The organism is Paenibacillus ferrarius (assembly GCF_002027705.1).
Lineage (GTDB): Bacteria > Bacillota > Bacilli > Paenibacillales > NBRC-103111 > Paenibacillus_E > Paenibacillus_E ferrarius.
Map to the genome: position 1 here is coordinate 257671 of NZ_MBTG01000034.1, position 14287 is coordinate 271957.

Annotated in this window: 12 protein-coding genes; 11 read left to right on the forward strand and 1 reads right to left on the reverse strand. The window is 46.5% G+C overall.

The window, feature by feature from the left end; genetic code table 11:
* The first annotated feature begins 74 nt into the window (after positions 1 to 74).
* From BC351_RS29515 to BC351_RS29535, 5 genes are all read left to right on the forward strand, one after another.
* The gene (locus tag BC351_RS29515) at positions 75 to 755 is read left to right on the forward strand and encodes a response regulator transcription factor (RefSeq protein ID WP_079417754.1); all 681 of its coding nucleotides are present in this window, start codon (positions 75 to 77) and stop codon (positions 753 to 755) included.
* Positions 752 to 2506, forward strand: a complete 1755-nt coding sequence (locus BC351_RS29520; RefSeq protein ID WP_079417756.1) for a sensor histidine kinase — start codon at positions 752 to 754, stop codon at positions 2504 to 2506. Before BC351_RS29515 ends, BC351_RS29520 begins: the two co-directional genes overlap by 4 nt.
* A gap of 62 nt (positions 2507 to 2568) precedes the next feature.
* The gene (locus BC351_RS29525; RefSeq protein ID WP_079417758.1) at positions 2569 to 3039 is read left to right on the forward strand and encodes a GNAT family N-acetyltransferase; all 471 of its coding nucleotides are present in this window, start codon (positions 2569 to 2571) and stop codon (positions 3037 to 3039) included.
* A gap of 75 nt (positions 3040 to 3114) precedes the next feature.
* Positions 3115 to 3624 carry a GNAT family N-acetyltransferase gene (locus BC351_RS29530; protein WP_425270949.1) on the forward strand — a complete coding sequence of 170 codons (510 nt, stop codon included), beginning with the start codon at positions 3115 to 3117 and terminating at the stop codon, positions 3622 to 3624.
* 33 nt (positions 3625 to 3657) lie between these two features.
* A complete protein-coding gene (locus BC351_RS29535) occupies positions 3658 to 4161 on the forward strand; it encodes a GNAT family N-acetyltransferase (protein ID WP_079417760.1) in 504 nt (167 codons plus the stop codon).
* A gap of 404 nt (positions 4162 to 4565) precedes the next feature.
* On the opposite strand, the gene BC351_RS29540 is transcribed toward BC351_RS29535, so the two are convergent.
* Positions 4566 to 5255, reverse strand: a complete 690-nt coding sequence (locus BC351_RS29540) for a hypothetical protein (protein WP_244209213.1) — start codon at positions 5253 to 5255, stop codon at positions 4566 to 4568.
* Positions 5256 to 5430: 175 nt separating this feature from the next.
* Here BC351_RS29540 and BC351_RS29545 point away from each other — a divergent pair, with 175 nt between their 5' ends.
* The 6 genes from BC351_RS29545 to BC351_RS29570 all read left to right on the forward strand — a co-directional run bounded on the left by BC351_RS29545 (position 5431) and on the right by BC351_RS29570 (position 14286).
* A complete protein-coding gene (locus BC351_RS29545; RefSeq protein ID WP_079417762.1) occupies positions 5431 to 7668 on the forward strand; it encodes a helix-turn-helix domain-containing protein in 2238 nt (745 codons plus the stop codon).
* A gap of 252 nt (positions 7669 to 7920) precedes the next feature.
* The gene (locus BC351_RS29550; RefSeq protein ID WP_144028571.1) at positions 7921 to 8862 is read left to right on the forward strand and encodes an ABC transporter permease; all 942 of its coding nucleotides are present in this window, start codon (positions 7921 to 7923) and stop codon (positions 8860 to 8862) included.
* Positions 8863 to 8886: 24 nt separating this feature from the next.
* A complete protein-coding gene (locus tag BC351_RS29555; protein WP_079417765.1) occupies positions 8887 to 9762 on the forward strand; it encodes a carbohydrate ABC transporter permease in 876 nt (291 codons plus the stop codon).
* Between the two features lie 67 nt (positions 9763 to 9829).
* Positions 9830 to 11470 (forward strand): extracellular solute-binding protein, encoded by a 1641-nt coding sequence (locus BC351_RS29560; RefSeq protein WP_158082273.1) that lies wholly within the window; start codon positions 9830 to 9832, stop codon positions 11468 to 11470.
* A gap of 14 nt (positions 11471 to 11484) precedes the next feature.
* Positions 11485 to 13239, forward strand: coding sequence for a hypothetical protein (locus BC351_RS29565; RefSeq protein ID WP_079417767.1), 1755 nt, complete (start codon positions 11485 to 11487; stop codon positions 13237 to 13239).
* Positions 13240 to 13254: 15 nt separating this feature from the next.
* On the forward strand, positions 13255 to 14286 hold the full coding sequence (locus BC351_RS29570) for a glycoside hydrolase family 88/105 protein (protein WP_079417768.1): 1032 nt from the start codon (positions 13255 to 13257) through the stop codon (positions 14284 to 14286).
* Position 14287: the final 1 nt, after the last annotated feature.

Below are 14287 nucleotides of genomic sequence, written 5' to 3' on the forward strand. Positions count from 1 at the left end.
GAGAACACATAGAAAACACAAGAATCCGCTATTCTTGTCTTATAACGTACGAGCGTAGAGGAGGCAGCTGCAGCATGGATCGCAAGGTTTTGCTTATTGAAGATGAAAGTTTGATCCGCGAAATCGTGGGCGATTATTTCAAACGGGAGCAATGGATCGTCTATGAGGCGGAGAATGGCTTGCAAGCGCTGGAAATGCTGGAAAAGCTGGATCCCGATCTGGTTATTTTGGATATTCTTATGCCGGAGTTGGACGGATGGGCTGTCTGCAAACGGATTCGCGCCCAATCAGCCGTACCGATTATTATGCTGACTGCCAAATCCGAGGACGACGATAAAATGCTTGGATTTGAGTTGGGGGCGGACGATTACGTAACCAAACCCTTCAGCCCCAAAGTGCTCGTAGCTCGAGCCATCAGTCTGATGAAGCGTGTCGAAGGAACCGTAGGGAAAGACGAGCACCTTCTGAATTTTGGGCAGATTTCCATTAATCGAAGGTCGCATCGGGTCGAAGTGAATAGACAGGAAATCGACCTGACGCCCAAGGAATACGAACTCCTGCTATATTTGTCCAAAAATGAGGGCATTGTGCTCTCCCGCGAAACGATTCTCGATCACGTTTGGGGGTTTGATTATTTCGGTGACCTGCGCGTCGTAGACACGCACATCAAAAAGCTGCGCGGAAAGCTCGGAGACGAAGCCCGCCATATTCGCACTGTCATTCGATCCGGGTATAAATTCGAGGAGGAACGATGAGAAGAATAGGGGTTACGATGAAGCTGTTTGCATTCACAGCCTTCTTTTTTCTGTTGTTCTACGCGATCATTTTGGTGGGGCAGCTTAATTTATTTGAAACCTTTTATCAGCACCAGAAAACCGCTTCATTAGAAAAACAGCTTAAGACTTTCAGTGACACTTACGAGAAAAAGCGTTGGGATGATCGCCGTATTTCTCGCGAAATGGCGCTGTTCATCAACCAAAATAAAGCGCAGCTTGCCATTCTGGGCCCTGAAGGCAATGTGAAGTATGATAACTTGTTTCGTATCGTCATTAAGGATGATAATGGAAACTCAATTCGCATCTCCCTCTCCTTTCTACTGAATTCCAACTTGAGGAAGCTGTTGGATGCGAACCTTCAGCGCGGAGATAAGATCGAGGTGCAGGGATACTTTGAGGAACAGAGCACGAAGGATCTCTTCTACCCGGTCATGATTCATCGAGAGGATGGCCCCAAGGATATAGGCAATTTAGATACGGTAACGAACGAGCCATTGGTTAAAATTTCGGGTGTTATCACCGACGTTGTACTGCCTTCGACTAATCAATGGAATTCGCGGCAAGGCATTTTGTTTCTTGCCCTTGAAGAATGGTTCCCGCTGACAGATGAACGGAAAAGCATTTTAGATAACGGAAAAATGATTGAAGAGGAATGGACAGATACGATTAGTGGGACACGCAGCGTTGTTTTCATTCGACCCCTTATGCGCGATGGAAAGGTGAGCGAGCTGATCATTGTGCTGGCCTCCCTTCAGCAAATCAGTGAAGCTTATGATGCGCTGCGTTTATTCTACATCTATATTGGGATTGGCGGCATTATTCTCATCTTGCTGCTCTCGAGCGTGTACACCAAAATCATTTCGAAACCGCTGCTCTCCCTGAATCAAGTCGCCCTGCGAATGGCCCAGCTTGATTTCTCAGTGAAATCGCCCATCCGAAACAACGATGAGATCGGGAGCTTGTCACGCAGCTTGAACAGCTTGTCCGAGAAACTGGACGACACATTGAAGGAACTGTATGACGCTAATGAACAACTGCGGGAAGATATGGAGCAAAAGCAGCGAATGGAGCAGCTGCAAAAAGAATTTATCTCCAATGTTTCGCATGAATTAAAAACGCCGCTCAGCATCGTCAAGGGGTATGTCGAGGGCATCCGGGACGGGATCGGGGAAAGCAAGCGGGAACGGTATCTCGAAGTGATTTTGGGTGAGACAGATAAGATGGAAGCGCTCATCAAAGATATGCTGGAACTTGCGAAGCTGGAATCGAAGACAATCAAGCTGAAAAAGAGCTGGTTTCTACTGAGTGATCAAGTCGAGGATATCGTCGACAAGCTATCCAATCACCTGGGTGAAAAGGAGCTGAAGGTGGTCACCATTATCATTGGCGAACACGAAGTCCACGCGGATCAGGTGAAAACAGAACAGATGCTGGTCAATTTGCTGATGAATGCAATTCGGCATGCCACAGCGGGGAGCGAGATTACCGTTCGCATCGAAAATGAGGGCGAGTGCATCCGCATGGCGATTGATAATGAAGGAGAAGGTATTCCTGAAGATCAATTGGAGACCATATGGGAGCGGTTCTACCGGGTTGAAAAGTCCAGAAACCGCAAAACCGGCGGAACGGGACTAGGCCTTGCCATCGTTAAGCAGATTTTGGATCTTCATGAAAGTCGATACGGGGCGGTAAATACAGAGCGCGGCGTCAGCTTTTACTTTTATTTGTAGCGTTTCTGCCGCCGCTGAGAAAAGACAATTTGCCATGTTGATACCTTGTAAGGAGTGGAATTATGGAATTCAGAACGATTGATATTAAGAATGATAGAGAAACGATTATCTCTTTCCGCAAAGATTCCTATAGGGTGAGCTTTGGAAGTGATGAAGGCTTTGGTGATGAAGATGACTACGTAAAACGCATTGAAGAACGAATCAAATCCTTTCCTGATGGATTAGTTCTTGTTGAAGATAACGGCAAACCGATTGGCCAAATTGAGCTTCAAATCGTTCCCTATGAGGGGAGTGATATTGGTTACGTAAATCTGTTTTACCTAACACCTGAGTATCGCGGCAAGAGGCTTGGGCGGCACTTGTTGGCATATGCAGAAAGCTTTTTCAATAGGCATCAGGTGAAGGCGTATCATTTGAGAGTTTCTCCGACCAATCAATTTGCTGTTAAATTTTATGAGAAATGCGGCTTGAGGCTGCTGGAAGAAGAGACAAGCAAATATGTGGTTTGGAGGATGATCAAGGAGCTAGACTGATGGATTATCCACGAGTAGCGGTGATGATATCGGGAAACAAGGGGAGGAAATGATTTGAGCAGCAGCAACATCTATTTGAAACTTCTCGAAATGAAGGACGCCGAGGCTATTCTTGATATAAAGCGCAGAAATCGCGATTTTTTCCAACCCTTTGAACCGATCAGGGACGAATCACATTTTACCTTAGAAGGACAAGAAAATGAGATTGCCATTGGTATTCAAGGGGCGCAAAACGATCAATCTTATTTTTTTGGAATCTTTCTTAAAAAGAATGATGAGTTGGTCGGAAGAATCGCATTAACAGGCATTGCTCGCGGCGTTTTTCAAAACGCATTTATGGGCTATTACATAGATCAAAAGTACAACGGCAAAGGGTATGCAACCGCGGCAGTTTCATTATGTGTAGAAATTGCGTTTAGCGAGCTTAATTTGCACCGTGTTGAAGCTTCGGTCATGCCAAGAAACTTGCCGTCTATTCGAGTGTTAGAAAAGGCAGGCTTTAGACACGAGGGTTTAGCTAAAACGTATTTGAAAATTAACGGGGCGTGGGAAGATCACAAAATATTTGCTATTACGGCGGAGTAGTATGACGCTGGTAGGGCAGATGGAGGAGAGCGAATGCATATACGTATCTTGCACGAACGAGATGCCCAATTGTATCAAGAGCTGCGGTTGAGTTCGCTAAAAGTCAGTCCTGATGCATTCGGGTCAACGTATGAGAGAGAAGTGGAATTTTCACTAGAGACGGTAGCGGAACGTTTAAAGCCGACCTCTGGCAAATTTGTTTTAGGGGCTTTTGATGGCAGTGATTCGCTAGTTGGCATTGTGACTTTTGTGCGTGAAAATAGTCTTAAAACGGCCCATAAGGGCAATGTTTACGGCATGTATGTAGCACCGCTGGCACGAGGGACGGGTTTAGGCAAGCTGCTCATGCTGGAATTGATAAAACTGGCACGAAATCTCGATGGTTTAGAGCAAATAAACTTAATGGTTGTATCAAATAATGACTCAGCAAAGCAGTTGTATTTGTCCTTGGGATTTGTAGTTTACGGCGTGGAACCAAACGCGCTGAAGTTCAACGGGCAATATGCAGATGAAGATTTAATGGTTTTAAAACTGTAATTGCTACACGAAAAGAGGCTGTCCCATAAGCCGAATTAAGTAGGAAAGCGTCGATAGATGATGGGGTTGATTACTTTCATGTGGGATGATGGGGCTTCCAAACCAGATCCGTTCACCCAAGTGTAAAAGCCTGCGAAAATACAGGGATTTCCAAGCGAATTCGGTTAAATAGTGGAAATGCCTGCAATTGTGCAGGCATTTTTATCTTTTTCAGCCGTACATTCAGAAAAAGCCTCAAAAACCTGCACAAACGCAGGAATTTCATCGTTGCGGCTCTTCCAAGAGCAAAAAAGATGTATAATTGCAGGTTTAGAGAAAGTCGAGCCTCTCCGAATCCTAATCAAAAAAGCAAAAAAGCTGTCCCTCAAGCAGGTTTATCTACTTATGGGACAGCCCCTCTTTTGTTAGTTGCTTAGGCTTTCTAGAAGTGCTCGCATGCGTACAGGTATTTCTGCTTTAAGCTCGTCCCATGTCACAAACATGTCGGGTGTCCATTCATAAGGTGTATAGATGAAGCTGGGCTGGAAGCTGAAGGTGCGGAGATGATCTTCGGCGAGCTTGTCGATGTTAGCGCCGAATTTGAACTGCCCCTGGAACATCTCGTTTTCCAATACTCCGCCGTTTCCGGCTAATTCGTTGTTGACTGCTTCTACATCCGGAAGTAAGCGGAACAGCTCATCAAGCGCTGCCATCGCATGCTTCCCAGGCTGCACATACACCTGAACGCGGCCATCTTCCTGTATATTGCTGCGATCGCTTAATAAACCAATCATATATTTCCCGTGGAAGCTGACTTCGCAAGAAATGATCTCATCGTTATGTCCAATGTACACCCAAACATGCTCTAAATCGTAAATATGCTGAATGTCGTAGTCCCAATAAATAGCATACTCCACGACTACCTTAACACGTGCATGATCAACTTTGATCGTTCGGGGAAAGGATTGGGAGGGACCTGACTGTTCAAATGCGGTAACCCCAACACGAATTGGAACGAAAGGCTCACGGGTATCCATGTAAAGTGCGGGGGCTAAACGAAGCGCAAGCTCCCATAGTTTAGGCTGCTCTTGGCGCATGAAATCGGCAGTTAACATCGGCGGGATCTCCTTTATGTGTAGTATCTATATTATATAAGAAAAATCATCCAGAAAGGACAAATGAATAATAAATTGAATGTAAAGAAATGAGAATTGTGCATGATTCTTTGAATTGCGTATTGACTTGTCGAACGGTAACGTTGTACTTTGTACGAATAAAGGGGCTGTGCAGATGAGGAAAAAGTGGAGAAACCGCCTTGTATTTGCTTATTTACCCGTCTTCATTCTTGTTATTGTTGTGCTGCTGTGGATTTTTTTCGTCACGATGAGTGAGTTGTCCAAGCAACAGGCGCTGAAGGCAAATGAGATCTATGCAGAAAATACGATGCAATATATGGATTCCAAACTGCGAACCGTCGAACAATATATCGTGCAGACTTTTCTTGATGACCAATCTGTCATTGACTTTTACAGTACATCTCCGTTAGCTCTGAACCGTTATCTGAACGACCGCGACGTATATAAGAAATTGATTTTACTGCGAGACAGCTTCAGTGAGATTGATTCGGTCTATTTATATCGCACCCGCGACCAAATCGTTTTAAGCGATACGTCCATGATGGGACTTGAACAATTCTCCAACAGTCCCTATTTGCATACGCTAATGGCCGCTCCGCCAGCTAATCGCTGGAACATTGGTCGCGAGTATCTCGACAATTCCGGTGTAACGACACCTGTGGTGTCGCTGGTCATGCGGATGCCGCTGCCGCTGGGAACGGAGGGCGTACTTGTTGCCAATATTAAATTGAATACGCTCTCAAAGCTTCTTGACAATGTGTCCCGTTCCAAATTTAGTTATCTGCACCTTCTTGATGCCCGTGGCGAATACATGATTGGTGACGATGCGATAAGCGGAGCAGCAGGCGCGAACCGGGAAGATGTTACCGTAATTAAATCGGAATACACGGGTTGGACGATCCGCAGCGGATTCATCGACGGTGTCGTCTTTCGCTTTCTGTCGAACCTCAATGCATTCTGGTTGGTGATTGGCATTATCACGGTTCTTGCTGGTGCCTTATGGATCGTATACGTGAGCCGGCAAAACTACAAGCCGATTGAGTCGCTGCTGGAGCGGCTCTCTTCCGTTCCGCTGCAGCTGCAGAAGCCCCATATTTTAGGGAAAGTGAAGCACGATGAATTCAAAATTATTGACAATTTGCTGGATCATCTGTTGGAGCAATTCGGCAAGTATCGACTGGAAAACGATGAGAATTTCAGCTACCGCCGGCGATATTTGTTCGAGCAATTGCTGACCGGAACGCAGCTTAAGCTTGAAGACGGCTGGGACAAGGAGCTGTCGCACTTCGGCTTTCAGGAGACGAATGATCCCTATAGGGTAGCTATTCTCGAAATCGACAAGTATTCGAACTTCACCTCAGCTTATACGAATAAGGATCAATATTTGATTAAATTCATCATTGATAACGTTGTTCAAGAGCTGAGTCAGAATGCAGGCATCCTGATCTGTCTGGAATGGATCGAAAAACATCGGCTGTGTGTCGTCTGTCAGATGCCGAATGAGTTTGCATCCGGCGATCCGCTTCATGAAATTATGCGCAAAACGGTGGATTGGGTCCATACCAATGTAGCCATTACGATTACCTGTGGACTTGGAACGAAAGCGTCAGGCCTTCAACAGGTATCCAGTTCCTATGAAGAAGCCTTGGAAGCACTCAGCTATAAGACGACGTTCGGAGTCAGCAGCGTCATTGATTTCAAGGATATCAACACGAAATCGGGCGAAGAAATCTTCCGCTCGCTTCCTGCGATTCGGGAACTGGTTCACTTCTTCAGGAACGGTGAAGCGCAGTGGGAACGCCACTATGATGCCCTGTTTGCGGAAATTCGGAACCAACTGTTTTCCCGGGAGCAAGTTGTTAATTTGATGAATTATTTGTTGTTTCACTTCTACAAGGAAATGTCAGGGTTGTCCCCGGAATATCTGGAATGCTGGCGAGAATATGCGCTGAATCCAATTAATGAATGGGTAGCGAGCTTCGACACCGTAGATGAATTGGAAAAAGAACTGCATGCTATTCTGCAGGATGCCTGCCTTCGGCTCGATAAGCTTCGCGCGCAGCGAAGCCAACATGATCTGATCGATCAAGTGAAAGCTTATATCGAGGATGAATTTAACAATCCCGATTTCTCGCTTGTTATGCTGAGTGAGCGATTTAAGTTGACTCCGAACTATTTAAGCCGTTTGTTTAAGGAAGAATTCGGTGAGAAATTTATTGATTATTTGGCTGGATTGCGGATTGAACAGGCCAAACATTTGCTGGTGACGACATCTACGGCAATCCAGGAAATCGCCGTGAAGGTTGGATATACACACACCTTTTCATTCATCCGTGTATTCAAGAAACTCGTGGGCCGGACACCTGGCGATTATCGCAAGGAGTTTCATTAGACGAAAACGATCTCTTCAAGGATAGCTTCACAAAGTCCTTGAAGAGGTCGTTTTTTGTTGATAAAACCCTGATCTGCTGCGGATTATTGAAGTTGTGCATCGCGTCTAAATGTGTGAATTGCCGTGTCGATAGACTTCCGTGTACTGTTGAGTTGTGAGCGGAATAGAAACGATCACAACCATGCGATATCACGCTCCGCAGGGCGACATAGGAGGTAAAGTCTCATGCAAGTATCTTCGAAGCACATAGCTATGGATAGGGAAACAGAAACTTGGAGTCAAGCCAAAGATACGAAAAAGAGGAGCCGCAAGTATATCAAGCAAAATATTCCGTTATATATCATGCTAACTCCAGCCCTTGTATGTTTTATTCTATTCAAGTATGCGCCGATGGGCGGGATCATCCTTGCCTTCAAGGACTACAACTTCTGGGATGGCATTTGGGGCAGCCCGTGGGTAGGATTCAAGCATTTTGATTATTTATTTACGAATCCGCAAGGATGGAAGATTATTCGGAACACTTTTATGCTGAGCTTGCTTAGCTTTATTGGATTTCCAGTTCCGATATTGGTTGCTTTGCTGCTGAATGAAGTTCGGAAAATGTGGTTTAAGAAAATTGTGCAAACACTGTTGTATTTGCCCCATTTCCTGTCTTGGGTCATTGTTGGCGGCATCTTTATTACGTTGTTTTCGCAGGATACCGGCATGGTGAACGACGTGCTGGAGAAGCTTGGGTTTGAACGGTTTGCCTTTCTGTATCAACCGTTTTCCTGGATTACCGTATTTGTTAGCTCAGGTATTTGGAAAGAGGCTGGCTTCTCTGCGATTATTTATTTGGCAGCGCTTACGACGATTGATCCAAGCTTGTATGAGTCGACCGCTATGGATGGTGCTGGCAAATGGCGCCAGATGTGGCATGTGTCGCTTCCAGGCATTCGCCCGACTATCATTCTAATGCTGATTCTTGGCATAGGACGTGTCATGGAGGTCGGCTTCGACCACATCTATGTGATGCAGAATCGCGTAGTCGCCGATATTTCGGAGGTTATCAGCACGTACACATTCAAGATAGGCATTCAGGGGGGCGAGTTCGGCGTTCCCGCAGCGATGGGATTATTTGAATCCCTAGTAGGTTTCACACTCGTCCTAACTGCCAACCAAATTGCCCGCAAATTCAACCAGAGTCTATGGTAATCGGGCTTGAAAGGAAGTGAAAACATGAGAGAAAATACCGCAGGAAAATGGTTCCATGCATCGGTTCATGCCATTCTGCTGCTCGCAGCTGTCAGCTGCCTAATACCGCTGATCAATATTATCGCTGTTTCGTTCAGCGACTCAGCGGCCATTGATTCCGGGTTCGTCTGGCTTTGGCCGATTCATTTCAATCTGGAAGCGTATAAAACCCTTTTTATCGGTTCGAGAGTCATCCCTTCCTTCATGAACAGCTTGTACATCACTGTAATCGGAACTGGGTTAAGCTTGCTCTGTACGACTCTTGCGGCTTACGCATTGTCTCGTAAATACTGTTATGGGCGTAAATTTATGACGCTGGCTATGGTGTTTACGATGATGTTCAGCGGCGGACTGATTCCTTTCTTTCTTTTGATAAAAAGCTTCGGGCTCATCAACACCTATTGGTCCCTATGGCTCCCAGGGTTGGTTGGCGCCTATAATTTGCTGCTCATGCGAAGCTATTTCGAAGGAATTCCAGCCGAAATCGAAGAGTCTGCGCGCATCGACGGCTGTGGGGAATGGCGGCTTCTTGTGCAAATATTTCTGCCTTTGTCCATGCCTGTGGTTGCTACGATTTGCTTATTCCTGGCGGTTGGCTACTGGAATTCGTTCCTAAACGTTCTCATCTTCATCAATGATGCAGAAAAGATGAATTTGACCGTATTCGTTCAGCAAATGGTGCAAAGTCAAAGCATGCTGATTCAGACGATTGCCTTGCAGCCGGAAGATCTGGAAAATATGTCGCCTGAGGCTGTGAAAGCCGGAGGCATTGTGATCATGACCTTGCCGATGCTGATTGTCTATCCACTTCTGCAAAAGTATTTTGTAAAGGGTGTGATGCTTGGCGCTATTAAAGGGTAACCGAGAAATCGTGATAGGATAATGACATTAGAAATCTAGTTGATACATACAAAAGGGGATGGAAAAATTGGGCGACTATAGGAAGAAAAGTACGTTATTGGCAGTGGTCACTTTGTTGGCGGCAGGGACGGTAGCTGCTGGTTGCAGTAAACCTCAAGAGAAGAGCAGTGGAGCTGCCGTTTCCCCAACCAAAGCGGGGGCATCAGCAGCACCTGAGAAACGGGGAAAAATCAAAATGTCGCTCTATGACCGTGGCAATACGCCAGCGGCGGAAGGCTCGATTACGAACAATCGCTGGACGAAATGGATTAATGAAAACGGGCCTGCAGATGTGGAATTTGTTGCCGTTCCGAGGTTTGAATCCAAGCAGAAATTTAATACGTTGTTTGCTTCTGGAGAAGCGCCTGACGTGATTAATGAATTTGAAACGGGTTATCGGGATCAGCTCTACAGTCAGAAGCAGCTGCTGCCGCTGGATGATCTGGTCAAGCAATATGCGCCCAACTACACCGCTATGCTGGAGAAGTATCCGATTTTGCGCAAGATCGGCACGAAACCTGACGGCAAAATGTATGAAATGGGACGTGTGATTCCCAGCTCCGTGCAAGTAGCTGTTTTCATCCGCACCGACTGGCTGAAAAAACTTTCGCTGCCCATCCCCCAAACACCGGATGAACTGCTTAAAGTTGCGAAAGCGTTCACAGAGCAGGATCCTGACGGTAATGGGAAAAAGGATACCTACGGCTATTCGCTCGCTTATTTAGGCGATGAGGCGATTGACGCGATGCATGGCAATACGATGTTCATTAAAGATGACAAGCTGGTCGAAGATGAGGCAAGAATGAAAGCGGCCGTTTCCTTCAAGAAACGATTGTTTGATGAAGGGGTCGTAGATCGTGATTATTTGACGGATAAGAATGGCGAGAAGGCGAAGAAAGACTTTCTGTCCGGCAAGCTTGGCATCTATGTGGCTGACAACGCGAATGTTGATTTTCTGACGACGCTTCGCAGCACGAATAAAGAGGCAACGATAGCTCCCATGCTCATGCCGAAGACAGAATTCGGACAATACACGATCAGAATGCTGAATCCGCTTCAGATGACGACAGTCGTGTATGCGGGCTCCAAAGATCCGGCTGCTGCCATGAAAGAGATGGACTTCATGCTGGCTGAGAAGACCTGGAAAACGCTCAAGTTCGGCACGGAAAACGTTCATTGGAAAAATGATGAGCTGGGATGTCCGAGAGCGATTAATCCGGATTTGCGCAAAATTGAAATCGGGTATAACACGGATTTGTATATGTCAGCGACAACGATTGATTCCAAAGAGATTTGCAATATTCCAGTTGTTAACAAGGAGATTCCGAATGCCGAGGAATGGAGCAAAATCAAAAATGAAACCCGCGATCTGTACGAGAATCCTGCTGTTCCGCTGTATACGCTAACTCATCTTGAGCATATGCCAACGCTTCCAGCTGATTTGCTCAAAATTAACAACGATTGGACCCAGCAAAGCAAGGACCTAATCGCCAAGACAGTCGTTAGCGGGGGCAGTTATACGGTTGATCAAGCGATGAACGACCTGAAAAGCTTAAAACAGAAGATTGGGCAAAATCAGACGCTGGATTGGTACGCGAAGTGGTATGAGCAAAATAAAAAGAATGCGTTCCTGACCAAAGACATTTACCAATTCCTAGCCAAAAAATAATAAGGTGAGATAACATGGATTTCATTCAATTGTCCAGCGATGCAGAGATTCTGGCAGGCAAGGCCATCATGAGCTTCGAGGAAAGAAGCGTCTACTTGCTCGATAAGCAAATCCAGCAGGATTTGTCCAAGGATCTATACGGAGGCATCGCCATAGCGAACCTAACTAAAGCCATCTATGTAAAGGCAAGCAATCAGAGTTTGGTGCGCTCCGCCGAGTGGTTTAAGCATCCCCATCTTTATGGGCGTGATCCGCAAGGAGAATCGGATTTTGCCGCGATAAAGCTTATACGCGCCTTATACCAGTTTGAATCAGTTGGGCTTTTGGAGGAACAGGCCTGCAGCGCCATCCGAAATTTTTATCTGCATAATGATTTTGAAAGCAAATACAAGTCGGAGAATCATATGCTGCTTTTCCATACGTCGCGGTATCTAGCCGCACAGAAGTTTCCGCTAGAGTGCTTCAAGGCGTATGGAAAAGAAGGCAGGGAACTTCTGGAGGAGGAAGGAAACTTCCTCCGGGAATACCTTGTATTCCGCGCTAGGCGGGGATGGGCAGAGTTTGATTCCTCCAGCTACTTGCCGGAAGTCATGGAGTGCCTGCTGTGTCTTTATGATTATGCCAATGATCCGGAACTAGTTAAGCTTGCCGAGATGATGCTGGATGTATTGCTGCTGGACATGGTATGCGATAGCCTCGATGGTTTGTACGGTGGCGCTCATGGCCGAATCTATGCGCCTGTCGCCTTGGATCATGCCCGCAGCGGTACATTCCCTATATACGAGCTGTATTTCGGGCATAGCTACAGAGCGATGATTCAGGCTCCCTGCCTGATTGCTGCCATTTGTTCGAGTTATCGGCCCTCTCAGCAGATTTATGAGATTGCACTGGGGCGAACGAAGGCTTACGTTCATCAAGAAAGCAAGCATTTACACTGCATCACCTGTGAAACGCCGCACAAGCAGCTGCCGCAGGAAGAAGGAAGCATCAACAAATATACGTATTGCACCCCCCGCTTTATCATGGGGGCTGTGAATTATCAAGATGCCTATGCTCAGGGCAGCGAAGCGGGCTGGTATGCCCATCATCAGCAGCATCAGTGGGATTTGAGCCTTCCAGAGGCAACCAACTTGAAAATTTTCAGTCATCACCCAGGACATCACGGCACAGAAGGGAGCGAGCATGGCTACTGGACGGGAGATTTGGGCTGCGGCTGCGGCCACTTTTTTGGCGAAAAAAATGTCGTGATGGCCATGTATCAGATTCCAGAGGCACAAGCGCTGCATTGGATTCACGTCCATGTTCCGAGGGATGCCTTTGATGAGGTGGAAGAAGAAGGCAATTACCTTTTCCTGCGAAAATCAGGGGTCTACATCTCCTTATTTATCCACAATGGCTATAACTGGACAACAGAAGGTGAATTCGCCGGAAGGGAAATCATCAGCCATGGAAGACGCAATGCGGTTATTTGCGAAGTGGGAGATGATCGGACCTATGCGGATTTTGCGTCGTTTCGCAGGATGATTGTGCAGAACCGCCTAGATTTCGATCCTGTCCGAATGCAGATAACGTACCGCTCCTTCCAAGTGGGGGAGCTGTTCATGAACCAATCCATGCGAACGGTACAAGGAGAAGCGGTAATCTTTCCTTATCCGACCTATAACGGACCTTATATGGCTTCCGCTTTTAACAGTGGAGTGATTGAAGTGAGGTCGAATGGAAATAAGGCTATTTACGATTTTAACCAAATAACCGTCAAACAGGAATAACCGGAGGTGTGTAATGTGAAAGGAATATTGGAGCAAGTAGCGCAAGCAACGATGCAGATGGATTTTAATGTAGACAGGAAGGGCGATTGGGACTGGGGCGCAGGCGTCGCTTTGTATGGATTGCGGAAAGTTTATGAGACGACAGGAAGCCAGGAGATTTATAACTTCATCAAGACGTTCATCGACGCTAACATGGCGCAAAGCCAGAAGATTTCGTACAACATTAATACCACTGCACCGCTGCTTTCCGTTTTGCTGCTTTATCGAGAAACAGGAGAACCGCATTATCTTGATTTTGCTGAAAAATTCGCCAGTTGGCTGATGAAAGAAGCTCCAAGGCTGTCCAACGGGGCTCTTGAGCATACCGTCATTAACGATAAGTTTGCCGGAGAGATGTGGGTCGATACCGTATTTATGGCCGGGGTATTCCTAACCGAGTTGGGACAGATGGTGAATAATGCGGCTTATATTGAGGAAGGGCTGCGGCAGGCAAGACTGCATATTGAGTACCTTCAAACAGGGGACAATGGCTTGCTGTACCATGGCTACAGCTTATCAGGCAACGATCATCTCAGCGGCTGTCTCTGGGCCAGAGGAAACAGCTGGGTCACGATCAGCATACCGGAAATATTCACAACCTTGAAAGGCTATGAGCAGGAGAAGGAATGGTTTTTCGGAAGAATTCAGCGGCAAGTTGAAGCCCTGGCAGCTGTTCAGAATGACACGGGCCTGTGGCCCACTATTCTAACTGACGCCTCCTCCTACGAGGAAACCTCCGCCACGGCGGGCTTTGTATATGGCATATGGAAAAGTGTGCAGATGGGGTATTTAGATCGCAAATACTTGCGCTGCGCGGAGAGAGGCTATAAGGCTGTACTTCGGCATATTACGGAGGAAGGAACGGTGACGAGTGTTTCGGCAGGAACGGGCATTCAACAAAGTGTACAGGAATACAATGCAATTCCTCGGGACTTGATCATGCCATGGGGCCAAGGGATTGCCTTGCTGATGTTATGCCAGGAGATGCACGAGCATGTTAAATCATGAT